At 71.9% G+C, this 21,443-nt stretch carries 21 protein-coding genes; 11 read left to right on the plus strand and 10 right to left on the minus strand.

What is annotated here, in order from left to right; genetic code table 11:
• Nucleotides 1–52: 52 nt before the first annotated feature.
• Nucleotides 53–508 (minus strand): MarR family winged helix-turn-helix transcriptional regulator, encoded by a 456-nt coding sequence (locus tag OTB16_RS04340; protein ID WP_267718512.1) that lies wholly within the window; start codon nucleotides 506–508, stop codon nucleotides 53–55.
• Nucleotides 509–587: 79 nt separating this feature from the next.
• On the opposite strand from OTB16_RS04340, the gene OTB16_RS04345 reads away from it, so the two are divergent.
• Genes OTB16_RS04345 through OTB16_RS04355 form a run of 3 tightly spaced genes read left to right on the plus strand, consistent with a single transcriptional unit; the run spans nucleotide 588 to nucleotide 2,654 of the window.
• The gene (locus tag OTB16_RS04345; RefSeq protein ID WP_267718513.1) at nucleotides 588–944 is read left to right on the plus strand and encodes a DoxX family protein; all 357 of its coding nucleotides are present in this window, start codon (nucleotides 588–590) and stop codon (nucleotides 942–944) included.
• Nucleotides 945–998: 54 nt separating this feature from the next.
• Entirely contained in the window at nucleotides 999–2,039 is a 1,041-nt protein-coding gene (locus tag OTB16_RS04350; protein ID WP_420717615.1) for an aldo/keto reductase, read from the plus strand.
• A gap of 21 nt (nucleotides 2,040–2,060) precedes the next feature.
• On the plus strand, nucleotides 2,061–2,654 hold the full coding sequence (locus OTB16_RS04355; RefSeq protein ID WP_267718514.1) for a TetR/AcrR family transcriptional regulator: 594 nt from the start codon (nucleotides 2,061–2,063) through the stop codon (nucleotides 2,652–2,654).
• 96 nt (nucleotides 2,655–2,750) lie between these two features.
• Here the strand turns inward: OTB16_RS04355 and OTB16_RS04360 are convergent, their stop codons facing one another.
• The gene (locus OTB16_RS04360) at nucleotides 2,751–4,127 is read right to left on the minus strand and encodes a glycine--tRNA ligase (RefSeq protein WP_267718515.1); all 1,377 of its coding nucleotides are present in this window, start codon (nucleotides 4,125–4,127) and stop codon (nucleotides 2,751–2,753) included.
• A gap of 154 nt (nucleotides 4,128–4,281) precedes the next feature.
• Between OTB16_RS04360 and OTB16_RS04365 the strand changes: the two genes are divergently transcribed.
• From OTB16_RS04365 to OTB16_RS04380, 4 genes are all read left to right on the plus strand, one after another.
• The gene (locus OTB16_RS04365) at nucleotides 4,282–5,265 is read left to right on the plus strand and encodes a metal ABC transporter substrate-binding protein (protein WP_267718516.1); all 984 of its coding nucleotides are present in this window, start codon (nucleotides 4,282–4,284) and stop codon (nucleotides 5,263–5,265) included.
• Between the two features lie 29 nt (nucleotides 5,266–5,294).
• Complete coding sequence (locus OTB16_RS04370; protein WP_267718517.1) at nucleotides 5,295–6,086, plus strand: metal ABC transporter ATP-binding protein; 792 nt, start codon at nucleotides 5,295–5,297, stop codon at nucleotides 6,084–6,086.
• On the plus strand, nucleotides 6,086–6,949 hold the full coding sequence (locus tag OTB16_RS04375) for a metal ABC transporter permease (protein WP_267718518.1): 864 nt from the start codon (nucleotides 6,086–6,088) through the stop codon (nucleotides 6,947–6,949). The genes OTB16_RS04370 and OTB16_RS04375 overlap by 1 nt, the downstream gene beginning before the upstream one ends.
• Nucleotides 6,950–7,014: 65 nt before the next feature.
• Nucleotides 7,015–7,443, plus strand: a complete 429-nt coding sequence (locus OTB16_RS04380; RefSeq protein WP_150519707.1) for a Fur family transcriptional regulator — start codon at nucleotides 7,015–7,017, stop codon at nucleotides 7,441–7,443.
• 13 nt (nucleotides 7,444–7,456) lie between these two features.
• Here the strand turns inward: OTB16_RS04380 and OTB16_RS04385 are convergent, their stop codons facing one another.
• From OTB16_RS04385 to leuA, 6 genes are all read right to left on the minus strand, one after another.
• Nucleotides 7,457–7,981, minus strand: a complete 525-nt coding sequence (locus OTB16_RS04385) for a YcxB family protein (RefSeq protein ID WP_267718519.1) — start codon at nucleotides 7,979–7,981, stop codon at nucleotides 7,457–7,459.
• Between the two features lie 32 nt (nucleotides 7,982–8,013).
• The gene (locus OTB16_RS04390; RefSeq protein ID WP_267718520.1) at nucleotides 8,014–8,835 is read right to left on the minus strand and encodes an isoprenyl transferase; all 822 of its coding nucleotides are present in this window, start codon (nucleotides 8,833–8,835) and stop codon (nucleotides 8,014–8,016) included.
• Between the two features lie 11 nt (nucleotides 8,836–8,846).
• Nucleotides 8,847–9,593 carry a DNA repair protein RecO gene (gene recO, locus OTB16_RS04395; protein ID WP_267718521.1) on the minus strand — a complete coding sequence of 249 codons (747 nt, stop codon included), beginning with the start codon at nucleotides 9,591–9,593 and terminating at the stop codon, nucleotides 8,847–8,849.
• A 119-nt stretch (nucleotides 9,594–9,712) separates the two neighbouring features.
• On the minus strand, nucleotides 9,713–11,248 hold the full coding sequence (locus tag OTB16_RS04400; protein WP_267718522.1) for a nucleobase:cation symporter-2 family protein: 1,536 nt from the start codon (nucleotides 11,246–11,248) through the stop codon (nucleotides 9,713–9,715).
• A gap of 656 nt (nucleotides 11,249–11,904) precedes the next feature.
• Nucleotides 11,905–12,600 (minus strand): TerB family tellurite resistance protein, encoded by a 696-nt coding sequence (locus OTB16_RS04405; protein ID WP_267718523.1) that lies wholly within the window; start codon nucleotides 12,598–12,600, stop codon nucleotides 11,905–11,907.
• Nucleotides 12,601–12,823: 223 nt separating this feature from the next.
• Nucleotides 12,824–14,587, minus strand: a complete 1,764-nt coding sequence (leuA, locus tag OTB16_RS04410; RefSeq protein WP_267718524.1) for a 2-isopropylmalate synthase — start codon at nucleotides 14,585–14,587, stop codon at nucleotides 12,824–12,826.
• Between the two features lie 367 nt (nucleotides 14,588–14,954).
• Here leuA and OTB16_RS04415 point away from each other — a divergent pair, with 367 nt between their 5' ends.
• The 4 genes from OTB16_RS04415 (at nucleotide 14,955) to OTB16_RS04430 (ending at nucleotide 17,959) form a co-directional block, all read left to right on the plus strand.
• Nucleotides 14,955–16,025 (plus strand): M4 family metallopeptidase, encoded by a 1,071-nt coding sequence (locus tag OTB16_RS04415; protein WP_267718525.1) that lies wholly within the window; start codon nucleotides 14,955–14,957, stop codon nucleotides 16,023–16,025.
• A 10-nt stretch (nucleotides 16,026–16,035) separates the two neighbouring features.
• On the plus strand, nucleotides 16,036–16,314 hold the full coding sequence (locus tag OTB16_RS04420) for a protealysin inhibitor emfourin (RefSeq protein WP_267718526.1): 279 nt from the start codon (nucleotides 16,036–16,038) through the stop codon (nucleotides 16,312–16,314).
• A 27-nt stretch (nucleotides 16,315–16,341) separates the two neighbouring features.
• Nucleotides 16,342–17,166 carry a GNAT family N-acetyltransferase gene (locus OTB16_RS04425; protein WP_267718527.1) on the plus strand — a complete coding sequence of 275 codons (825 nt, stop codon included), beginning with the start codon at nucleotides 16,342–16,344 and terminating at the stop codon, nucleotides 17,164–17,166.
• Between the two features lie 91 nt (nucleotides 17,167–17,257).
• Nucleotides 17,258–17,959, plus strand: coding sequence for an SAM-dependent methyltransferase (locus OTB16_RS04430; protein WP_267718528.1), 702 nt, complete (start codon nucleotides 17,258–17,260; stop codon nucleotides 17,957–17,959).
• 144 nt (nucleotides 17,960–18,103) lie between these two features.
• On the opposite strand, the gene era is transcribed toward OTB16_RS04430, so the two are convergent.
• Together era and OTB16_RS04440 are read right to left on the minus strand one after the other, a co-directional pair.
• Nucleotides 18,104–19,054, minus strand: a complete 951-nt coding sequence (gene era, locus OTB16_RS04435; RefSeq protein ID WP_267718795.1) for a GTPase Era — start codon at nucleotides 19,052–19,054, stop codon at nucleotides 18,104–18,106.
• A 992-nt stretch (nucleotides 19,055–20,046) separates the two neighbouring features.
• Complete coding sequence (locus OTB16_RS04440; protein ID WP_267718529.1) at nucleotides 20,047–21,342, minus strand: beta-xylosidase; 1,296 nt, start codon at nucleotides 21,340–21,342, stop codon at nucleotides 20,047–20,049.
• Nucleotides 21,343–21,443 lie beyond the last annotated feature (101 nt).

Below are 21,443 nucleotides of genomic sequence, written 5' to 3' on the forward strand. Positions count from 1 at the left end.
TGGGCCGGCGGGCTGACGGGCTCCCGCTACGGGGCCCGCCGCTCCCCCCGGCTCACTCCTGGCAGTCGAAGTCCTCCGCGCGCGTGTCGATCCTGCCCAGCAGGTCGCGCAGCACCGTCCGGTCGCCCGGGGAGAGGTCCCCGAAGAGCCCCCGCTCGACCTCGTCGAGCGCCGCGTTCGTCGTGTCCAGGACGGCGGACCCCGCGGAGGTGAGGGCCACGTTGTGGCGCCGGCGGTCTGCCGTGTCACGGCGGCGTTCGGCCAGGCCGTCGCCCTCCAGGTCGTTCAGGATCCCGACCAGCACGCTCGGGTCCACCTCCAGCCGCTCCGCGAGCTCCCGCTGGCTGATGGGGCCGCCCTCCAGGTTCATCAGCGTCATGGCGTGCCGCGGGCTGAGCCCGGCCGTACCGAAGGCCTGCTTCATGCGGGTCTGCGTGACCGAACCGTGCCAGGCCAGCAGCAGGCCCAGCCGCTGCGGGGGGTGCGATCCGTCCTGATCTGCCGTCATGGTCCATATCGTAGCAATCATGGAATGGTTGCAGTCTAACGATCGTTGATGTTATTCAATGATCTGACAGCATCGACCATTGGGGTTCTTCATGTTCATCGCCTACACCGTCGTCGGCATCCTGCTCGCCCTCGCCCTCACCGCCTCCGCCACCTTCACGCTCCGCCGCAACGACCAGATCCTGGCCAGCATGCGCAAGGTCGAGGTCCCGGATTCCTGGCTGCCACGCCTCGCCGCCCTGAAGGCGGCCGGCGCCGCGGGCCTGGTGGCGGGTCTCTGGATCCTCCCGATCGGCGCGGCCGCCGCCGCCGGCGTGACCCTCTATTTCATCGGCGCGGTCATCGCCCACCTGCGCGTCAAGGACTACGAGCTCGCCCCCGCGGCCGTGCTGGCCCTCCTGGCGGCGGCCGCGCTGATCCTGCGCGTCCTGGCGTAGCCCTGACGAGTGACAGATATTGAAATCTGTCACTCGTCATGTCATTCTCGTCCCATGACCACGAACGAGAACGCATCCGCCCCCGCATCCACCGCCCACCGCCGGCTCGGCGGCGCCGGACCCGCCATGTTCCCGCTCGGCCTCGGCTGCATGGGCATGTCCGCCCTCTACGGGGAAGCCGACCGCGCCGAGTCCCTCGCGACCATCCACGCCGCCCTGGACGCCGGGGTCACCCTGCTCGACACCGGCGACTTCTACGGCATGGGGCACAACGAGCTGCTGATCGGAGAAGCCCTGCGCACCGCCCCCGCCGCGGCCCGCGAACAGGCGCTGACCAGCGTCAAGTTCGGTGCGCTGCGCACGGTCGAGGGCGGCTTCACCGGGTATGACGGCCGGCCCGCGGCCGTCAGGAACTTCCTGGCCTACTCCCTCCAGCGGCTCGGCCGGGACCACATCGACATCTACCGGATCGCCCGCGTGGACCCTGATGTGCCGATCGAGGAGACCGTCGGGGCCATCGCCGAGGCCGTCCAGGCCGGGCACGTCCGGCACATCGGCCTCTCCGAGGTCGGCGCGGACACCCTGCGCAGGGCCGCCGCGGTGGCTCCGATCGCGGACCTCCAGATCGAGTACTCGCTGATCTCCCGCGGTATCGAGGAGGAGATCCTGCCGGCCGCGCGCGAGCTGGGCATCGGCGTCACGGCGTACGGAGTCCTGTCCCGCGGCCTCATCAGCGGGCACTTCTCCCGGGACCGCGAGCTGACGCCGGGCGACTTCCGCGGCATGAGCCCCCGGTTCCAGGGCGACAACCTCGACCGGAACCTCGATCTGGTCGACGCCCTGCGGAAGGTCGCGGACGAGAAGGGGGTCAGCGTCGCCCAGACGGCCATCGCCTGGGTCCTGTCGCGGGGCAGCGACATCGTGCCGCTGGTGGGTGCCCGGCGCCGGGACCGGCTCACCGAGGCACTGGGTGCCATGGACGTCACGCTCAGCGCCGCGGACCTGGTCGCGATCGAGGAGGCCGTCCCCGCGGGCTCGGCGTCCGGCGAGCGGTACCCGGCCGCGCAGATGGCCCACCTCGACAGTGAGCACTGAGCTGACGGTACGGTCGTCCCCATGCCCCCCGCTGCCGCCGAGCCCCTGACCCCCGAGCGCATCCTCGCGACCACGGAGGAGGTGCTGCGCCGCTTCGGTCCCACCAAGGCGACCGTGGTGGACGTGGCCCGCGCCCTGGGCGTCAGCCACGGCAGCGTGTACCGCCACTTCCCGTCGAAGGCGGCGCTGCGCGAGGCCGTCACCGAGCGGTGGCTCACCAAGAGCGCGGTGCTGCTGGAGGAGATCGCCTCGGCTCCCGGCGGGAGCGCCCCCTCCAAGCTGGAGGCATGGCTGGAGGCCCTCTTCGAGGCGAAGCGCCACAAGGCCGGGGACGACCCCGAGCTGTTCGCCACCTACACCGTGCTGCTCGCCGAGAACAGCGGGGTGGTGGACGAGCACCTGACCGAGCTGGTCGCCCAGCTGGCGCGGATCATCGCCGAGGGCGTCGCGGCCGGGTCGCTCGCCGCCGGGGACGTGCCGGGCGCCGCCCGCGCGGTCTTCGACGCCACCGGCCGCTTCCACGACCCGCAGTACGCGGCCGACTGGCTCTCGCCGACGATCATCCCGGAGTTCGAAGCCGTCACCTCCCTCGTCATCCGGGGCCTGCGCGCCTGATAGGGGCCGCCGCCGCGCGCCCCGCCCGTAAAAGCCGGTGGCCCGGTGCGCGTCGCGCACCGGGCCACCGGTTTCGGCTCTTACGGCCTTGCGGACCTAGCAGCCGAGCAGGCGGCTGCCGAGGTAGCTCTGGATCTGGTCCAGGGAGACGCGCTCCTGCTTCATGGTGTCGCGCTCGCGCACGGTCACCGCGTTGTCGTCCAGGGTGTCGAAGTCGACGGTGACGCAGAACGGCGTGCCGATCTCGTCCTGACGGCGGTAGCGGCGGCCGATGGCGCCCGCGTCGTCGAACTCGATGTTCCAGAACTTGCGCAGGTCTGCGGCGAGGCCCTTGGCCTTCGGCGACAGCTGCGCGTTGCGGGACAGCGGCAGGACGGCGACCTTGACCGGGGCCAGGCGCGGGTCGAGGCGCATCACGGTGCGCTTCTCCATGACGCCCTTGGCGTTGGGGGCCTCGTCCTCGTTGTACGCGTCGAGCATGAAGGCGAGCATGGCGCGGTTAACGCCGGCCGCCGGCTCGATGACGTACGGGGTGTAGCGCTCCTTCGACTCCTGGTCGAAGAACACGAGGTCCTGGCCGGAGGCGGCGGAGTGGGCCTTGAGGTCGTAGTCGGTCCGGTTGGCCACGCCCTCGAGCTCGGAGAACTCGTTGCCACCGAAGTTGAAGCGGTACTCGATGTCGGCGGTGCGCTTCGAGTAGTGGGACAGCTTCTCCTTCGGGTGCTCGAACCAGCGGATGTTCTCCTCGCGGATGCCGAGGCCGCGGTACCAGTTCCAGCGCTCGGCCATCCAGTACTCCTGCCACTGCTCGTCCTCGCCCGGCTTGACGAAGAACTCCATCTCCATCTGCTCGAACTCGCGCGTGCGGAAGATGAAGTTGCCCGGAGTGATCTCGTTCCGGAAGGACTTGCCCATCTGCGCGATGCCGAACGGCGGCTTCTTGCGCGAGACGGTCTGCACCTGGGCGTAGTTGGTGAAGATGCCCTGGGCGGTCTCGGGGCGCAGGTACGCCTTGGAGTCCTGGGTCGGGCCGAGGTGCGTCTCCAGCATGCCGGAGAACTGCTTGGGCTCGGTGAACTGGCCCTTCACGCCGCAGTGGGGGCAGTTGACATCGGCGAGGCCGTTGACGGGCGGGCGGCCGTGCTTGGCCTCGTACGCCTCTTCAAGGTGGTCCGCGCGGTGGCGCTTGTGACAGGCGGTGCACTCGGTCAGCGGGTCCGAGAAGGTCGCGACGTGACCAGAGGCCACCCAGACCTCCGGGGCCAGGATCACGGACGAGTCGAGGCCGACGATGTCCTCACGCCCGGTGACCATCGCCTTCCACCACTGGCGCTTGATGTTCTCCTTGAGCTCGACACCCAGCGGGCCGTAATCCCAGGCGGCCTTGGAGCCGCCGTAGATCTCACTGCAAGGGAAAACGAAGCCACGGCGCTTGCTCAGGCTGACGATGGTGTCGATCTTGTCGGCGGCCACGGTGCTCTCTTCATTAACGAGGACGAACGGCGAAGCCTTTAGGTTACCGGCGCCCGCACCCTCCCCTTCAAATCGGATCCCCTCCACGGCCCGGAGGCCGCCCTCCCACCTGGCTTGTTGACAACGGTTTCCATTTTTGATGAAAATGGATGTCATGAACGTACGACGCCTCATACCCGCAGCCGCCCTCGCCGGAGCCGTCACCCTCGGCGCCACGGCCCTCACCGCCTGCTCCGGAGCCAGCGCCGCCGGCAAGAGCGCCGACGGCAAGCTCGACGTGACGGCGTCGTTCTACCCGATGCAGTTCCTCGCCGAGAAGATCGGCAAGGACCACGTGAAGGTCTCCACCCTGACGAAGCCGGGTGTCGAGCCGCACGACCTGGAGATCACCCCCAAGCAGACCGCGCAGCTCAGCGAGGCCGACGTGGTCCTCTACCTCAAGAGCCTGCAGCCCGCCGTCGACAAGGCCGTGGAGCAGTCCGGCGTGAAGAACGTCGTCGACGCCGCCACCCTCACCACGCTGGAGGCCCACGGCGCCTCCGGCCACGACGGCCACGCCGCCGAAGGCGAGGGCGAGGGCGCGGACGAGGGCCACGACCACAGCCACGGCGAGGCCGGCGAGGACCCGCACGTCTGGCTCGACCCCTCCAAGTACGCCGAGATCGCCAAGGGCGTCGGCGCGGCACTGGAGAAGGCCGACCCCGGCCACGCGGCGGACTACAAGAAGAACACCACGGACCTGGTCGCCGAACTGGGCGCGCTGGACACGGAGTTCAAGGACGGCCTGAAGAACACGGCCTCCCGGACCTTCATCACCACCCACTCCGCCTTCGGCTACCTCGCCGAGCGCTACGGCCTCGACCAGGAGGGCATCTCCGGCGTCGACCCCGAGTCCGAGCCCAGCCCGGCCCGTATGAAGGACCTCCAGGCCGTGGCGGCGAAGGACAATGTCAGCACGGTGTTCTTCGAGACCCTGGCCAGCGACAAGACGGCCAAGACCCTCGCGAAGGACACGGGACTGAAGACCGACGTCCTCGACCCGCTCGAGGGAATCACCGACGGCTCCCAGGGCGCTGACTACTTCGAGGTCATGCGGTCGAACCTGAAGAACCTCCAGAAGGCGCTCGGAGCCAAGTAATGACAGCAGCAGCAACGGAGGCGCGAGCCATGCAGTCCACGCCGGGGCAGGCAGCGGACCAGCCCGTCATATCCCTGCGCGGGGCCACGGCCTCGCTCGGCTCGCGCCCCGTGCTGCGCGGCGTAGACCTCACCGTCCACCGCGGCGAGGTCGTCGCCCTGCTCGGCGCCAACGGCTCCGGCAAGTCCACGGCCGTCCGCGCCGTGGTCGGCCAGGTCCCGCTGGCCGACGGGGAGCTGTCCCTCTTCGGCACGGACTTCAAGCGCTTCCGCGCGTGGTCGCGCATCGGGTACGTCCCGCAGCGCACCACCGCCGCCGGCGGCGTCCCCGCCACCGTCCGGGAGGTCGTCTCCGCCGGACGCCTCGCCCGCTCCCGCTTCGGCCTCCTGCGCAAGGCCGACAAGGACGCCGTCAGCCGCGCCCTGTCCCTCGTCGACATGGACGCGTACGCCGACGCCTCGGTCAACGCCCTCTCCGGCGGCCAGCACCAGCGCGTCCTCATTGCCCGGGCCCTCGCCGTCGAACCCGAACTCCTGATCATGGACGAGCCGATGGCCGGCGTGGACCTCGCCAACCAGGCGGTTCTCGCGCACGCCCTGCGCACCCAGGTCGCCGCCGGCACGACCGTGCTCCTCGTCCTGCACGAGCTGGGCCCGCTGGAACCGCTGATCGACCGCGCCGTCGTCCTGCGCGACGGCTGCGTCGTCCACGACGGCCCGCCCCCGGAGGCCCTGGGGCAGCACGCCCTGCCCGGCCACGACCACGTACACCCCCACGCGGCGCACGACGCCGAGCCCCAGCGGACGGGACTCCTGAGCTGATGGACCTCCTCGACTACCCCTTCATGGTGCGGGCGCTGATCGCGGCCGCGCTGGTCGGCATCACCGCGCCCGCGATCGGCACGTACCTCGTCCAGCGCCGCCAGGCCGTCATGGGCGACGGCCTGGGCCACGTGGCCATGACCGGCGTCGCGCTCGGCTTCGTCCTGAACACCAGCCCGGTCTGGATGGCGACCCTGGTGGCCGTCGTCGGCGCCGTCGGCATGGAGCTGATCCGCTCCCGCGGCAAGACCAGCGGCGACGTGGCGCTCGCCATGCTGTTCTACGGCGGCCTCGCCGGCGGCGTCATGATCATCAGCGTGGGCGGGGGCTCCACGGCCAAGCTGCTCAGCGCGATGTTCGGCTCGATCACCACGGTCGCGACCGAGGACGTCACCGCCGTGGCGGTCCTCTCCGCGTTCGTCCTCGCCGTCACCATCGGCCTGCGCCGGCAGCTGTTCGCCGTCTGCCAGGACGAGGAGTTCGCCCGGGTCACCGGCCTGCCGGTGCGCCTGCTGAACCTGCTGATCATGGTGACCGCCGCGGTCACCGTGACCGTCGCGATGCGCATCGTCGGCCTGCTGCTGGTCAGCGCCATGATGGTGATCCCGGTGGCGGCCGCCCAGCGGGTCACCCGCGGGTTCACCGCGACGCTGTCGCTGGCCATGGCGATCGGCCTGGTGGTCTCCCTGACCGGCACGGTCACCACGTACTACGTCGAGGCGCCCTCGGGCGCGGCCATCGTGCTGCTCGCCATCGGCGTCTTCATGGCGATGACCGCCCTGTCGACGCCGCTGGCCAGGCGACGGGCAAAAGCCGCACGCGCGGCCGAAGAGGTGTGCACCCGGGACGACGTGAAGGTCTAGGAGGGCCGACCGCCTGGCACAATGGGCCCGAGCCGAACGCCCGAGGCCGACACGAGGAGGAACCGGTGGCGACTGCGCCTGGCGAGACGAACACCGCGCCAGTACGAGGACGGTCCACCCGGCAGCGGGCCGCCGTGGCGGCGGCGCTGGACGAGGTGGACGAGTTCCGCAGCGCCCAGGAACTCCACGACATGCTCAAGCACCGTGGCGACTCCGTGGGCCTGACCACCGTCTACCGCACCCTCCAGTCCCTCGCGGACGCCGGCGAGGTCGACGTCCTGCGCACCAGCGACGGCGAGTCGGTCTACCGCCGCTGCTCCACCGGGGACCACCACCACCACCTGGTCTGCCGCAAGTGCGGCAAGGCGGTCGAGGTGGAGGGTCCGGCCGTGGAGAAGTGGGCGGAATCGATCGCGGCCGAGCACGGCTACGTGAACGTCGCCCACACGGTGGAGATCTTCGGCACCTGCGCGGACTGCGCGGCCGCCGGCTAGCTGCCCCCGCCGGCTAGATCCGGCTCAGGTTGCGGTCGAGGGCGGCGCGGATCCGGTCGATGTCCCCGGGGGCCGCGGCCGCCCGCTTCGGGAGCCAGCCCAGGGTTCCGTTGGCGAAGACGAAGACGAACAGGTTCCGGGTCTCCGTCCACCCCCGGTACCTGTCCCATCGGTACGCGGCCACCGTGCCGTCGGGCCGGTGGTTGGACACGCCCCGTTCCGTGACCACGCAGCGGTACTCCGGGTGCTCCGCCGCCCAGCGGTACATCCGGCGTGCGAGCCGGTACAGGTCCAGACCGAGGCAGAGGGCGCCCAGCGCCGACCCCACCCCGGCGGCGAAGGCCAGGCCGGCCGGGCTCGTCCCCCGTCCGTGCCGGACCACGATCAGCAGGACCGGCACCAGGGGAACCAGTACCAGCCACAGCAGCGCCTGCCCGCGCCCGGCCGGCGCCCGGACCGCGCGCCAGCGCAGCACCTCCCGTACGTCGCCGCGGGCCGGGCCGTAGTGCAGCTCCACCGCCCAGTCAGTCATGTCCATGACGGTGGAGCCTAGACGGCCCAGCGGGCGCTTCAGCCCGCGGAGCCCTCCGCCTGGTTCGGGAGCGCGCCGCCGAAGCGGCGGTCGCGCTGGGCGTACTCCAGGCACGCCGCCCAGAGGTTGCGGCGGTCGAAGTCGGGCCACAGCACGTCCTGGAAGACCATCTCGGCGTACGCGCTCTGCCAGAGCAGGTAGTTGGAGGTGCGCTGCTCGCCGCTCGGCCGCAGGAACAGGTCCACATCCGGCATGTCCGGGTAGTACATGTACTTCGCGAAGGTCTTCTCGTTCACCTTCGACGGGTCGAGCCGTCCCGCCGCCACGTCGCGGGCGATCGCCTGCGCCGCGTCCGCGATCTCCGCGCGGCCGCCGTAGTTGACGCAGAAGTACAGGGTCATCGCGTCGTTGTCGACGGTCTGCTCCTGGGCGACCTGGAGCTCCTGGACGACCGACTTCCACATCTTCGGCATGCGGCCGACCCAGCGGATCCGGATGCCCAGCTCGTTCATCTCGTCGCGGCGGCGGCGGATGACGTCGCGGTTGAAGTTCATCAGGAAGCGGACCTCGTCGGGCGAGCGCTTCCAGTTCTCCGTCGAGAAGGCGTACAGGGAGAGGTTCTTGACGCCCATCTCCAGGCAGCCCTTGAGCACGTCGAGCACGACGCCCTCGCCGACCTTGTGCCCCTCGGTGCGCGGCAGACCGCGCTCCTTGGCCCAGCGGCCGTTGCCGTCCATGACGACCGCGACGTGGTTCGGGACCAGCTCGCCGGGGATCTTCGGCGGACGCGCACCGGACGGGTGCGGCTCGGGAACCTTGTACTCGCGGCGAGAGCGTCCCAGAATCCCGCGTCGTGCCATGTGCCCAGCTCCTATTTCTCGACGTATCGAAGGGAGCGTAGCCCGCGCTCCAGATGCCAGTGCAAATAGGCGGAGACCAGCCCGCTGCCCTCCCGCACGTGACGCGGCTCGCACGCGTCGGCATGGCTCCAGTCGCCCGTCAGCAGCGCGCTGAGCAGGGCGATGGCCTCCGAAGAGGGTACGACGCTGCCGGGCACGCGGCAGTCCCCGCATATCACCCCGCCCGCGGCGACGGAGAAGTGCCGGTTGGGGCCGTGGATGCCGCACTTGGCGCAGTCCTCGAAGCTGGGCGCGTAGCCGTTGACGGCGAGGGAGCGCAGCAGGAAGGCGTCGAGGATGAGGTGCGGCTCGTGTTCGCCGCGGGAGAGGGTGCGCAGGGCTCCGACGAGGAGCAGGTACTGCTGTACGGAGGGCTCGCCCTCGTTCTCCGTGAACCGCTCGGCGGTCTCCAGCATGGCGGTGCCGGCGGTGTAGCGGGCGTAGTCGGTGACGATGCCGTTGCCGTACGGGGCGATGATCTCGGTCTGGGTACAGAGCGGCAGGCTGCGGCCGATCAGTTCGCCGCCGCGGGCGAAGAACTGCACGTCGGCGTGGGAGAAAGGTTCCAGCCGGGACCCGAACTTGGACTTCGTACGCCGGACTCCGCGGGCGACGGCCCGCACCCGGCCGTGGCCCCGGGTGAGCAGCGTGATGATGCGGTCCGCCTCGCCCAGCTTCTGGGTGCGCAGCACGATGCCGTCGTCGCGGAACAGACTCATGCGCCCATTGTCCCCTGCGGTCCACCCGTACGGGAACGCGCGCACGGACGGGGCCGGACGGCGCCGGCCCCCGCCGCGGACCGGAGTCCGGGCGGGGGGCGGATACCCCTTGGGAGGGATCAGGTGGCGGGGGTTGCCGCGTCCCCCGGTGTGGCGACCCTGCCGTCCGCCTTCTCGGTCGCGGCGGCGGCCTTCCCGGCACCGTCGTCCGCCGTTGCGGCAGCGTCGTCCGCCGGGCCGTCCCCCGCCGGGGCCGCCGCCTGGGCGGGCAGCTCTACCCGGGGGACGGACTGCGCGTCGCCCTTGGCCGGACCGTTGAAGATCAGGTTGAGGACGATGGCGGCGGTAGCTCCGAGGGTGACGCCGCTGTTGAGCAGCGAGGACAGGTCCGCGTCCATGTGCTGGGTGAAGAACACCGGGACGGTCGCGGGGAGCAGGGCGAAGGCGAGGGAGACGCCGACGATCAGCGCGTTCTTCTCCTCCTTGAGGTCCACCTTGCCCAGGGTCTGGATGCCGGCCAGGGCGACCATGCCGAACATGACGGTCGCGGCTCCGCCGAGGACCCCGTGGGGCACGGCGGCGACGATCGCGGCGGCCTTGGGGAGCAGCCCCAGGATGATCATGAAGACACCGGCGGCGACGACCACGAACCGGCTCTTGACCTTCGTCATCCGCACCAGGCCGACGTTCTCGGCGAAGGCCACGTACGGGAAGGAGTTGAGGACGCCGCCGAGCGCGGTCGCGGCGCCGTCGGCGCGCAGGGCGCGGGCCACGGTCTCGCTGTCGATGTCCTTCTCGACGATCTCGCCGACGGCGTACGTGTCACCGGTCGTCTCGACCATGGTGATCAGCATGACGATGAGCATCAGCACGATCGGGAACCACTCGAACTTCGGGACGCCGAAGTGGAAGGGGGTCGTGACGCCGATCCAGCCGGAGTCGCCGACGGCGCCGAACTTCGCGTCCCCGAGGAGGAACGCGACCGCGGTGCCGCCGACCAGGCCGAGGAGGATGGAGATGCTGGAGAGGAACGGCTTGCCGATCTTCATCAGGACGAGGATGAAGAGCATCGTGCCGCCCGCGTAGGCGAAGTGCTTCGGGTTGCCGAAGTCGGGGCTGCCGACGCCGCCCGCCGCGTCGTTGAGGCCCACCGGGATCAGGACGATGCCCAGTACGGTGATCACCGTGCCGGTGACGACCGGCGGGAAGAGCCGCATGACCGAACGGAACGCCTTGGCGGGCAGCCAGGCGAAGGCGAAGGTCGCGATGCCGGCGGTGATGACCGCGCCGTAGATGACCAGCAGCGCGGCGGTACCGCCTCCCGCACCGAGGCCGATGGCGATCATCGGGGAGACGGCGGTGAAGGTGACGCCCTGGATCAGGGGCAGCCGCGCACCGACCCGGCCTATGCCCCAGGCCTGGATGATCGAGGCGATGCCGCAGGTGAACAGGTCCGCGTTGATCAGGTAGACGAGCTGCTCGGGGCTCAGCTTCAGCGCGTTGCCGACGATGATCGGGACGATCACCGCGCCGGCGTAGAACGCGAGTACGTGCTGGAAGCCGTACAGCGCGAGCTTGGGGAGGGGGAGCACCTCGTCGACCGGGTGCGTGCTCTGCTGTCCGTTGGCGGAAAGCCGGGCGGCGACACGTGCCATCTCTGCCTTGCCCTTCAAGAGGTGAGGTAAGTGAGAGGAGATCTGGTGATCCCTGGCCGGAGTGGGTCGCTAACCCGTTGATCCGTCAGGGTTGTCAGTGAGTTCACGTGCATCGAAGCCCCGCGGTGTTACCGGCGGCGTCTCGTCGTGTGACCGGAATTGAACGCCTGTGGGGGTCCTCACACATATCGTCAACTTCTACAAACTGTTGACTCTCCAGGGCATCCGATTCATAGGTTCCCCCCATGGCCAAGCACCGGGGCACAGGAGTAAGGGCGCGCACCCGGGCGACAGTCGGCCCGGCTGCGCGACTGTGAAGTGACCTGCGCCACACCATGCCGCTACGCGCGTCCACCGCGTTCCGCACAGCAAACCCGCGGCGCGACACCGGGATCCCGGCGGCACCGCCGCCGAGCCCGGAGTGATCTCCTCCACGGGGCGTACGGACAGCGGGCCGGGCCGGTTCAGCCCCCGCGAGGCCGGATCGTTACGTCGGAAGAGGCCGTTCCGAACCGATTTGGGGGCCCGGAGAGCGACCGGAACCGAAAAGATCAAGCCGGAGCGGCCGCCCCGGACCCAGCCGGGGACCCGCCCTCAGACCCCGCCCTCAGACCCCGCCGCCGGACCCCGCCGCCGGGCATCCCCGGCGCGGGGCGTCAGGGCGCGCGTACCGCCGACAGCAGCCGGGCCACCTCGTCCGCGTCGATCCGCAGCGCCGCGCCCACCGTGGCGAGCACCTCGCGCTCGGCCGGGATGTACGGGCCGTCCGCGAGCGCGATCCGCGCGCCCTGCAGCAGGATCGATTCGCGGCCCGGGGCGGCGAGGTGCGGGGCCAGCGGTTCCAGGGCCTCGTGGAGCTCTATCGACAGCGCGGCCCCGCAGCACTCGGGCACGTCGTACAGGCCGAGCCGGCCCTCGTCGCTGCACAGCGCGTCCACGAGGGACTCCAGCTGCTCCTCCCCGCAGTCCTGGAACCCCGCGGCCCGTACGGCGCACACGGCGGCCTCCAGCGTGCTGCGGGAGGCCGTCCCGCCCGCGGCCAGCACGGCCAGCGCCACGGTGTGCACCGCGTCGCGCAGCAGGGCCGTGAAGCGGGTGGTGGTCAGGTGGTCGAGCACGTCGGTGTCGAAGCGCTCGCGGCAGGCGTGGCACTCGACGACGGGCCCGGCGAGACCGCGGGGCAGCAGCGGCACGCCGAGGACGGCGAAGCGGCGGCGCCCGGTTCGCCTGCGGTAATTGCGGTCCCCACCGCAGGCGGGGCAGAAGAACTCCCCGTCACCCACGGTGCTCCAGGTGGTACGGGTGCCCCAGACCCTCAGCTTCCGGCCGTCCCCACCCCGAACTGGCAGCACGTCGCACCTCCGTAACCTTCCGGCAACATCGCCGGTGGGCGTGATGCTAGCCACATCGGTGAGGATGCGTCAGTCGTGTGACAAGACAACATGGCGCGGGACGGGGACTTGGCCGGTCTGCGCCCCCGCGCACGCCCCCGTATCCCGGCCGCTCCGGCCCCTGGAAAGGCGGAAACCCCGCCCCTCCCCCGGAGGGAGGCGGCGGGGTCGTGTCGCGGGAGTGTCAGCGGCCCGCGCGGTTGACGGCGGAGATGACCGCCTTCAGGGAGGCGCGGGTGGTGTTGGCGTCGATGCCGATGCCCCACAGGACGCGGCCGTCGATCGCGCACTCGATGTACGAGGCGGCCACGGCGGAGGCGCCCTCGCTCATGGTGTGCTCGGTGTAGTCCAGCAGGCGGGCGTCGATGCCGATGCCGGCCAGCGCGTCGAAGAAGGCCGAGATCGGTCCGTTGCCGGTGCCGTCCAGCACGGTGTCGACGCCGTCCACGACCGCCTCGACGGTCAGCGTGTCCGTGCCGTCCTTGTCGGTGGTGGTCTGGCCGGAACGCAGCTGGACGCGCCCCCACGGATTCTCGGGGTTGGGCAGGTACTCGTCCTGGAAGACGGACCAGATCGCCTTCGGCGTGACCTCGCCGCCCTCGGAGTCGGTCTTGGCCTGGATGATCCGGGAGAACTCGATCTGCATGCGGCGCGGCAGGTCCAGCTTGTGGTCGTTCTTCAGGACGTAGGCGATGCCGCCCTTGCCGGACTGCGAGTTGACGCGGATGACGGCCTCGTAGGAGCGGCCGACGTCCTTCGGGTCGATGGGCAGGTACGGGACCGCCCACTCGATGTCGTCCACGGTCTTGCCCGCGGCGGCCGCGTCGGCCTCCCTCGCGTCGAAGCCCTTCTTGATGGCGTCCTGGTGGGAGCCGGAGAAGGCGGTGTAGACCAGGTCGCCCGCGTAGGGGTGGCGCGGGTGGACCTCCATCTGGTTGCAGTACTCGCTCGTGCGGCGGATCTCGTCGATCTGCGAGAAGTCGATCTGCGGGTCGATGCCCTGGGAGAACAGGTTCATGCCCAGGGTGATCAGGTCGACGTTGCCGGTGCGCTCGCCCTGCCCGAACAGGCAGCCCTCGATGCGGTCGGCGCCGGCCATCAGCGCGAGCTCGGCGGCGGCGACGGCGGTGCCGCGGTCGTTGTGCGGGTGCACGGAGATGCAGATGTGCTCGCGGCGGGTCAGGTTGCGGGCCATCCACTCGAAGCGGTCGGCGTGCGTGGACGGCGTGGAGCGCTCGACGGTGGCGGGCAGGTTCAGGATGATCTCGCGGCCCTCGCCCGGCTGCCAGACGTCGCAGACGGCCTCGCAGACCTCCAGGGCGAAGTCCAGCTCGGTGTCGGTGAAGATCTCCGGGCTGTACTGGTAGCCGAAGGTCGTCTCCGGGCCCAGCAGCTTCTCGGCGTACTCCATCACCAGGCGGGTGCCGTCGACAGCGATCTGCTTGATCTGCTCCTTGGAGCCACGGAAGACGACCCGGCGGAAGGTCGGGGCGGTCGCGTTGTACAGGTGCACGGTGGCGCGGTGGGCGCCGACCAGGGACTCCACGGTCCGCTCGATCAGGTCCTCGCGGGCCTGGGTCAGTACGGAGATGGTGACGTCCTCCGGGATCGCGCCCTCTTCGATGATGGAGCGCACGAAGGCGAAGTCCGTCTCGCCGGAGGAGGGGAAGCCGACCTCGATCTCCTTGTAGCCCATGCGCACCAGCAGGTCGAACATCTCGCGCTTGCGGGCGGGGGTCATCGGATCGATCAGCGACTGGTTGCCGTCGCGCAGGTCGGTCGACAGCCAGCGGGGAGCCCGGGTCACCCGGGCGTTCGGCCAGGTGCGGTCCGGGATCTCGACCTGCTCGTAGAAGCCGTACTTGTGGATCGGCATCCCGGAGGGCCGCTGGGCGTGGGTCGCGTTCGTGATGGGCGTGGGGCGACCGACAAAAGACTGCTGGCTCATGGCGTTGGGCTCCTCGCGTGTCCGCGTGTAGTTCGCTGGGACGGCCGACGGGCGGTCGCAAAACCGCGACACCAAACTCCGCGGGGAGGGGGCCGGCCTACGACTACAGACCCTCGCCGCGGCAGCTAAGGAGAAGCAGCCCGAAACGCATGATGGGCCGAGCCTAGCCGAGCCGCGCGGTACGCGGGGGTCCTGTTTCAGTATGCAAGACCCCCCAGTCCGATTTATACCAAATGTGAGCTACGCCGCTTAAGGTGCGGTGCAAGTCAGTGGGGTCCGTCAATCCGGAGCACCCGCGTTCAGACGTGCGAATGAATCATGGTTGCAGGTAGTGACATAAAGGTGACCCACTGCCACATTGCCGAGCATGGACGCCTCTCCCACCCACCGCCACCCCGTCTTCTGCACGGTCGTGCCGCCGCACCTGCTCGACCGCATCGCCCGGTCCCGCAACCCCCGGTTCGCCGATCTCGCGCAGGCCACCCTCGAACGCGACTCCCTCCTGCGCACCCGCCGGCGGGTCACCACCGTCCGGGGCCTCGCGGCCCCCGCCCCGGCCGCGCCCGCCCCCGACCGGCCCGAACGGACCGTGTACGACGCCCAGCACCGCACCCGGCTGCCCGGGCGGAAGGTCCGCGAGGAGGGCGGGCCCGTCAGCGGGGACGTCACCGTCAATCGCGCGTACGCCGGGCTGGGTGCGACGTACGAGCTGTTCCTGACCGCCTTCGGGCGCCGCTCGATCGACGGTGCCGGGCTCCCGCTCGACGCGACCGTCCACTACGGCGAGGACTACAACAACGCCTTCTGGGACGGCCGGCAGATGGTCTTCGGCGACGGCGACGGCGAGCTCTTCCTCGACTTCACCGTGTCGGTGGACGTCATCGGCCACGAGCTCGCGCACGGGGTCACCCAGTACACGGCCAACCTGGAGTACCACGGCCAGTCGGGCGCCCTCAACGAATCCGTGTCGGACGTCTTCGGCTCCCTCATCAAGCAGTACGCGCTCGATCAGACGGCCGACCGCGCGGACTGGCTGATCGGCGCCGGGCTGCTGGGGCCCGCCGTCGACCGCGGCCAGGCCCTGCGGTCGATGAAGGCGCCCGGGACGGCGTACGAGGACGACGAGCTCGGCAAGGACCCGCAGCCGGCCACGATGGACGACTACGTCGACACCGTCCGCGACAACGGCGGGGTGCACATCAACTCCGGCATCCCGAACCACGCCTTCTACATCGTGGCGAGCGAGCTGGGCGGCAAGGCCTGGGAGCGGGCCGGGCAGATCTGGTACGACGCCCTGACCGGCGGGGAGCTCGCCACGGACGCCGACTTCCGGGACTTCGCCCGGGTGACGGCCGCGGCCGCCGTGGCCCGGTACGGGGAGGGCGGCGCGGAGCACCAGGCGCTCCAGAAGGCGTGGTCCGCGGTCGGGCTGGGGTAGGAGGGGGGACATGCGGATCTCAGTGGTGCGGACGGGCGGCTTCGCGGGCATCGAGCGGCGGGGCGAGGTGGACACCTCCGGACGGCCGGACGAGGACGAGTGGCGGGCCCTGGCCCTGCGGGCGCTGCGGCCCGGCCCGCCCTGCGATCCGGCGGACCCGGCGGGCGGCGTCCGGGACGGGTTCTCGTACACGGTCACCGTGGACGGGCGGACGGTGTCGTTCCGCGACCCTCACCTCTCGGACGCGCAGCGGGCGCTGGTCTCGCGCGTCCTGAAAGAAGGTGCCTGAGCCCGGCCGCTTTGCTTGGATGACCCGATGAGCGAGCGAGTGACCGACAGGACGACACTGTCCGAGCTGGAGCGGTACTACGACACGGTGCCCCGCGAAGGCGGGGCCCGGGCCGAGGACTTCGGACCGCTGACCCTCTTCGTGCAGGAGGGCGCGGGCTGGCCGTACTACGCGCGGCCCGCACCCGGCGGCCCCGACGCGACCGCCGACGACGTACGGCGGGTCGTGGCGCGGCAGCGCGAGCTGGGGGTCCCCGAGGCCTTCGAGTGGGTGGCCGAGACCACCCCCTCGCTGCGCGCGGCGGTGGAGGAGGCGGGGCTGCACGTCCACGCGCACCCGCTGATGGTGCTGGACCCGGCCGCGGTACGGGCGCCCGCGCACCCGGAGGTACGGCTGCTCGGCGCGGACGACCCGCTGCTGGCGGCGGCGGTGGCCGTCCCGGCCCTGGCCTTCGCGGCGCCGGGCACGGCGGTGGGCGCGGCCGGTCCCGCCGAGCTGGCCGCGGCGCTGGCCGATCCGGCGGCGGAGGCCGGCCGGGAGCGCGTCGCGGACAAGATCGTGTCGGGCCGTACGGTGATGGCGGCGGCCGTCCGGGACGGCGTGGTCCTGTGCTCCGGCCTGTACAACCCGGTGGGCGACGTGGCCGAGGTCGTCGCCGTGGGCACGCTGCCGTCGGCCCGCCGGCAGGGCCTGGCCCTCGGGGTCACCGCGGCGCTCGTCGCGACGGCCCGCGAGCGGGGGGTCCGTACGGTCTTCCTCTCGGCGGGCGACGAGGACGTGGCCCGGCTCTACGGCCGCATCGGCTTCCGCCGGGTGGCGACGGCGCTGATCGCGGAGCCCCAGGACGGATAGTTTGCCGGAACGGCAACGGGGTTTGCCCGTCCGGGCGGGCCGGGAGGAGCATCGGCGGTGTCCGCACAGCCACCGGTCGAGGAGTGATCCCGTGTCCGCACAGCACCAGCACCAGCAGCCGCAGCCGCACGCGCACGCCGAACACGTACAGCACGAGCAGCACGAGCAGGTCGCCGAGGGCGGGGAGCGGTACTGGGACGGCCGCTACGGCAAGAGCGACCGGATCTGGAGCGGCGACGCCAACGCCGCCCTGGTCCGGGAGACTTCACAGCTTCCCCCCGGCCGGGCCCTGGACCTCGGCTGCGGCGAGGGCGGCGACGCCATCTGGCTGGCCCGGCGCGGCTGGCGGGTCACCGGTACGGACATCTCCGGCGTGGCGCTGGAGCGCGCGGCCGGACACGCCGCCGAGGCGGGGGTCGGCGACCTCGTGGAGTGGCGGCGGCACGACCTGGCCGAGTCGTTCCCGGCCGGGGAATTCGACCTGGTGTCGGCGTGCTTCCTGCACACGTACGGGGAGTTCCCGCGCGAGCGGATCCTGCGGACCGCGGCCGCCGCGGTGGCCCCCGGCGGGACCCTGCTGATCGTCGGCCACGGCGGCTGGGCGTCCTGGCAGGAGAACCCGCACCCGGAGGTGCACTTCCCGACGCCCGGCGAGGTCGTGGAGCAGCTGGAGCTGCCCGAGGGCGACTGGGAGGTGCTGGTGGCCGAGGAGCACGAGCGGATCCAGGCACAGCCCGACGGCACGCCCGGCACGCGCACGGACAACGCGGTCAAGGTCCGCCGGCTGCGCTGAGGCGGGGCCATACAGCTGGGACACCGGGGCGAGGCAGGGCCTGGCTGGGACGCCGGGGCGAGGCTGAACGGGCCGGTTCCGGGGCCGTGCTCGCGCACGACCCCGGCCGGTACCGGCAGATTCCGTCAGATTCCGGCAGGCCGGTCAGAAACCGAGCTTGCGGAGCTGCTTGGGGTCGCGCTGCCAGTCCTTGGCGACCTTCACGTGGAGGTCGAGGAAGACGGGGGTCCCGAGCAGCGCCTCGATGTGCTTGCGCGACTTCATCCCGACCTCCTTCAGCCGGGCGCCCTTCGGGCCGATGATGATGCCCTTCTGGCTCGGCCGCTCGATGTAGACGTTCGCGTGGATGTCGAGCAGCGGCCGGTCGGCGGGGCGGTTCTCGCGCGGGATCATCTCCTCGACGACCACGGCGATGGAGTGCGGGAGCTCGTCGCGCACGCCCTCCAGAGCGGCCTCGCGGATCAGCTCGGCCACCATCACCATCTCGGGCTCGTCGGTGAGGTCGCCCTCCGGGTACAGCGGCGGGCTCACGGGCAGCAACGGTGCGATCAGGTCGGCCAGCAGCTGGACCTGGGTGTCGCCGACCGCCGAGACGGGCACGATCTCGGCCCACTCGAAACCGAGCTCGGCGCCGAGCTGGTGGATGGCGAGGAGCTGCTCGGCGAGCTGCTTGGACTCGACCAGGTCGGTCTTGGTCACGATGGCGATCTTGGGGGTCTTCTTGATCCCCGCGAGCTCCTTCGCGATGAACTTGTCGCCGGGGCCGAGCTTCTGGTCGGCGGGCACGCAGAAGCCGATGACGTCGACCTCGGACCAGGTGGCGCGAACGACGTCGTTGAGGCGCTCGCCGAGCAGGGTGCGCGGCTTGTGCAGCCCCGGGGTGTCGACGAGGATGAGCTGCGCGTCGGGGCGGTGCACGATCCCGCGGACGGTGTGGCGGGTGGTCTGCGGCCGGTTGGAGGTGATCGCGACCTTGGTGCCCACGAGTGCGTTGGTGAGGGTCGACTTGCCCGCGTTGGGGCGGCCGACGAAGCAGGCGAAGCCCGCACGGTGCGGGCTGGTGGACTCGGGGGAACGATCGCTCATACGGGCCATTCTCCCCGATGCGGCTCCCAGCGCCGACCAGGCCACGGCCACGAGGCCGCTCCCGCCCGCGAGGAGGGGGGCCAGGAGGGGGTGCGCGGCGTGGTCGGCACGGCCCTGAGCTGTGGTTCCGTCGGCCGCGGCCCGTACGGTCACCTCGGCCCATTCCGCACCGGGCGGGTCCGCCCAGGGGGCGCGGAGCCGGACTTCCTGACCCGGCAGCAGCTCGGCCGGCACCCCGGTGTGCCCGCGCGCGAGGAGGGTGCGGCCGAGCACGCCGGTGGCGGTGAGGGTGGCGTTCGGGCGCAGCGTGACGTTGCCGGTGTTGCGGAGCGTGTACGCGACCTCCGCGCCGGAGCCCCGGCGGCTGACGGCGACTCCCCGGACGGCGAGGGCGGGGGCGGTCGGGCCGGTCACCCTCAGGTAGAGCCGCGCGGCGACGGCCTGCCGGACGCCGATCCCCCGGTCGGTGACGGTGTCGGGCCGTTCCTCCAGGGCCACGATGGCGCCGGGGTGGTCCCCCGGTTCGGCCCGGTCCGGGACGGTCACGGTGAAGCCGACGCTCACGGCCCCGCGGGCGGGCACGGTGACCCGCTCCCGGCCGAGCCTGGCCCAGGCGGCGGTGGCCCGGCGCGGTTCGTCGGGGCCTCGCAGGGCGAAGCCGCCGTCGCGGGCGGTGTTGTAGGCGTCGGCGGCGTAGAGGCGGAAGGTGCGGGGGCGGTCGGTGCGGTTGGCGATGGTGACGGAGTCCGCGGCGGCGCCGCCGGGTGCGGCGGCGAGGTAGAAGTACGGGCGCTGGCCGACGGTGGTGGCGGCGGGGAGCACGGACCACTGCCCGTTGTCGGCGGCCGCGGCCGTCCCGGGAGCCCCCAGCAGGACGGCGGCCAGGGCGAGGACGCCGAGCAGCAGCGCCCGCACGGCGGGACCGCCCCGCGGGCGCACCGGCCGCGAAGGAGGCGGCGGGGGTGACGGCCGGGCGGTCACGACAGGGTTCGCGACAAGATTCACGACAGGGTGAGGGTCAGGACCGCCGTGTACGCGCCCGGCGGGGTGTACGGGGGCACCTGGAGGGTGACGGCGGCATCGACCGTGAAGTCGCCGCCCACCGCGGCCGCGTCGGGGGTCGAGGCGAGGACCGCCCCGTCGGGGCCGACGGGGCCCGCGCTGCCCGGCGTACAGGGGCTGGGGCTGCCGGCCGCGGCGGTGCAGGACGGGGTCCAGGAGAGGGAGGCGCCCGGGATGCGGACACCGCCCAGGCCGGTGAAGTCGGTGACCTTGCCGGTCAGGGACCAGCCGGCCGGGCCGCCGCGGGCGTCCTTGACGGTGACCGTGCCGATTCGGCCGGGGGCGGCGCCGCCGTCGCCGTACGGCACCGGGCCCAGGACGATGTCCTCGCCGGCCTGGGTCATGCCGAGCACCCCCGGCTCGACGGTGGCCGTGACCTTACGGGTCCCCGGGGGCGGCGGGGCCGCGTCGATGACGGCGTACGCGGCCGGACCCGACCCGAGCCCCGCCGACCAGGCCGGACCCTCGTACGCGACGACGCCGGTGGTGGCCCGGTCGGTGACGGGCAGCCGGGCCAGGACCACGCCCCGTTCGTCGGCGGTGGAGGTGACCCGGTCGGCGGTCTCGGCGGCTCCCGCGCGGCCGGCCACCGTCACGGACGTGCCCGGCGGGAAGCCGGCGGCGGTGACCTCGACGACGGCGCCCGGTCTCCCGTGGGCGGCGGCGAGGAAGACGCTGCGCAGGTTGGCCGTGGGCAGCGCGGTCGAGGTGAGGCGCGCGGAGACGGGGGTCCCGGCGGCCGTGCACACGGTGTCGAGGTCCATGAGGTGGCTCGTGTGCAGGGTGTAGCCGCCCGGGGCGAGAGTGATCTCGCCCCGGGCGGTGACCGTGAAGGTGCCGGTCATGGCGACGGGCGGGAGCGGCTCGCCCGCCCCGACGGGGTCGTTGCGCTCGGCCCCCACGACGGTGACCTCCCCGCTCTGCGCGCCGGCCAGCAGGATCCGCCCGGTCGGGGTCACCACGTCGGCGGGGAGTCCGGCGCCCACCGGGTTCGCGGCGGGGGTCCGGGTCACCTGGTAGGTCACGGTGACGGTGTCTCCGACCCGCGGCGCCGGGTCGTCGACGGTGATCCGGGCGGTGGTGTGGCCTTCGGCGGGCGGGAGTCCGGCCTCCTGCGGCGCCGCGCACTGGGTCGGGAAGTCAACCTGGCCCGGCACCCGGCCCGCGGGGGGCTCCCCCTCGGCGGCGGCGGGCGGGCCCAGCGCTCCCCCGGTCGCCGCCGCGAGCACGGCCATGCCGACGGCCGCCGACCATCTCCGGTTCCGCGCCCCTGCTAGCACTGCCCGCCCCCTGGGTTCCGTCCCGCCGACAGGGGGCCATTCACGAGCGGGCGGCG

Source organism: Streptomyces antarcticus (assembly GCF_026627255.1).
GTDB lineage: Bacteria > Actinomycetota > Actinomycetes > Streptomycetales > Streptomycetaceae > Streptomyces > Streptomyces antarcticus.

Bases quoted from the DNA above. Each gene is read 5' to 3' on its own strand.
- OTB16_RS04340 (WP_267718512.1), bottom strand. From the start codon at position 508: ATGACGGCAGATCAGGACGGATCGCACCCCCCGCAGCGGCTGGGCCTG.
- OTB16_RS04350 (WP_420717615.1), top strand. From the start codon at position 999: ATGACCACGAACGAGAACGCATCCGCCCCCGCATCCACCGCCCACCGC.
- OTB16_RS04355 (WP_267718514.1), top strand. From the start codon at position 2,061: ATGCCCCCCGCTGCCGCCGAGCCCCTGACCCCCGAGCGCATCCTCGCG.
- OTB16_RS04365 (WP_267718516.1), top strand. From the start codon at position 4,282: ATGAACGTACGACGCCTCATACCCGCAGCCGCCCTCGCCGGAGCCGTC.
- OTB16_RS04370 (WP_267718517.1), top strand. From the start codon at position 5,295: ATGCAGTCCACGCCGGGGCAGGCAGCGGACCAGCCCGTCATATCCCTG.
- OTB16_RS04375 (WP_267718518.1), top strand. From the start codon at position 6,086: ATGGACCTCCTCGACTACCCCTTCATGGTGCGGGCGCTGATCGCGGCC.
- OTB16_RS04385 (WP_267718519.1), bottom strand. From the start codon at position 7,981: ATGGACATGACTGACTGGGCGGTGGAGCTGCACTACGGCCCGGCCCGC.
- OTB16_RS04390 (WP_267718520.1), bottom strand. From the start codon at position 8,835: ATGGCACGACGCGGGATTCTGGGACGCTCTCGCCGCGAGTACAAGGTT.
- recO (WP_267718521.1), bottom strand. From the start codon at position 9,593: ATGAGTCTGTTCCGCGACGACGGCATCGTGCTGCGCACCCAGAAGCTG.
- OTB16_RS04400 (WP_267718522.1), bottom strand. From the start codon at position 11,248: ATGGCACGTGTCGCCGCCCGGCTTTCCGCCAACGGACAGCAGAGCACG.
- leuA (WP_267718524.1), bottom strand. From the start codon at position 14,587: ATGAGCCAGCAGTCTTTTGTCGGTCGCCCCACGCCCATCACGAACGCG.
- OTB16_RS04415 (WP_267718525.1), top strand. From the start codon at position 14,955: ATGGACGCCTCTCCCACCCACCGCCACCCCGTCTTCTGCACGGTCGTG.
- OTB16_RS04420 (WP_267718526.1), top strand. From the start codon at position 16,036: ATGCGGATCTCAGTGGTGCGGACGGGCGGCTTCGCGGGCATCGAGCGG.
- OTB16_RS04425 (WP_267718527.1), top strand. From the start codon at position 16,342: ATGAGCGAGCGAGTGACCGACAGGACGACACTGTCCGAGCTGGAGCGG.
- era (WP_267718795.1), bottom strand. From the start codon at position 19,054: ATGGCCCGTATGAGCGATCGTTCCCCCGAGTCCACCAGCCCGCACCGT.
- OTB16_RS04440 (WP_267718529.1), bottom strand. From the start codon at position 21,342: ATGGCCGTGCTCGCGGCGGCGACCGGGGGAGCGCTGGGCCCGCCCGCC.